Here is a 1,424-nt window from a genome sequence, read left to right as displayed (position 1 = left end):
TGGTGGAAGACAATGGGGAAGCAAGTGAGGAAGGGCTGTTGAAGCTGCAGGCATTATTGTCAGAGAAACACGAAGTTGCGGAAGTCACAGGAACCTTAAATGTGCATAGAAGATTGAAATACAGTTACGGACCCGAAAGCGGCCTACAGGTAGAAAGAAGCGAGCTTGGCGGTTTAAAGGTTAAAATGATCATTGAATGGGACGGAGAGATGGCGCATGTACCGGATGCTGATCGTAGATGATGAAAAGCTGCTGCTCGATGGCTTATATGAATTGTTTTTGGAGTTTGAGGGGCATCAGCTTGAGCTTTATAAGGCCTCCAGTGCCATTGAGGCATTGGACGTAATGTCACAGAATAGAATCGATATATTGATGTCGGACATCAAAATGCCTAAAATGACAGGTTTGGAGCTGGGGGATCGAGTAAAGCAAAGCTGGCCGGAATGCAGGCTGATTTTCTTGACGGGCTTTGACGAATTTGACTATGTGCACCACGCCATAAACAATGGAGCCCAAAATTATATTTTGAAATCTGAGGGAGACGAAGCGATCGTTGAGGCTGTTCGCCTTGCGGTGATGGAGCTGGATAAGCGTATGGCAGTTGAAACCTTGCTTAAGCAGGCGCGGGAAACGCAGCGTCAACAGGCCGTTCATCATCGCACCATGATGCTTTCTGACGTCCTTGATGGACTTCAGCCTTTAGAGGAGCTGTCCCAACAAACGATGGATATGTTCGGAATCAGGCTAATCGCGAACAAGCCCCTCGTTATGTTAGCTGCGAGGCTGGATTTGGCATCTAGTGCCTTACGGCTCTCTGAGAAAGAGTTGATGTTAACCGCGCTTCACTCGGTCTGTGTCCGCTATTTATCTCCTTACTTAAATATGATGGATGTGGTTTATAATCGGGAATATTATGTAGTGTTTTTGCAAGCCCAAGATCATGCGCCCCCTTCTTCGGAGAGATTGATGACTTTTTTGCAAGGCTCGCTGGAAACTGTTCAACAAACCGTTGAAAAATCGACTGGACGTACTTTTTCTTTTGCATATACGAACAAGGAAGTTGATTGGGAAGGGGTGCCGAGGCAATTTACTAGGCTGAAAGCGCTGCTCTCCCAGTATTACGCGGAGAAACAGATTATTGTTACGGATAAGAATCTGCCGTTTGACGCCCAATCGAATGATGTGGAAGTACGAGGCTTCATCGAGGTTTTTCACAAAAAAGCAAATGCGCTAGACCTCTATTTAGAAACGGGTAAGCGCGAGGAAGTACAGGCGATCGTAATAGAGCTGGGCTCTTATTCGGGCTCGCCTGCCATCGATGATATCCGATATATAGAGATGTATTATGCAGTTGCGCTGCGTTTTTTGACGGCGGCTAACAAATATGGTCTGGATCGCGACCCGATTGCGGGACCGCATATCGC

General features: G+C 46.9%; 2 protein-coding genes. Both read left to right on the top strand.

Annotated elements, in window-relative coordinates; translation table 11 throughout:
- Window positions 1-242, top strand: a 242-nt coding sequence (locus E0496_RS35760) for a sensor histidine kinase (RefSeq protein WP_421924797.1), incomplete at its 5' end; no start/stop codon positions are given.
- Window positions 217-1,424, top strand: a 1,208-nt coding sequence (locus E0496_RS30315) for a response regulator (protein WP_141505713.1), incomplete at its 3' end; no start/stop codon positions are given. The genes E0496_RS35760 and E0496_RS30315, both read left to right, overlap by 26 nt.

The sequence above is a fragment of the Paenibacillus luteus genome (assembly GCF_006542765.1).
Taxonomy (GTDB): Bacteria; Bacillota; Bacilli; order Paenibacillales; family Paenibacillaceae; genus Pristimantibacillus; species Pristimantibacillus luteus.
The sequence above is the reverse complement of the archived record's forward strand: the minus strand, read 5'-3'. Positions and strand labels throughout refer to the sequence as shown.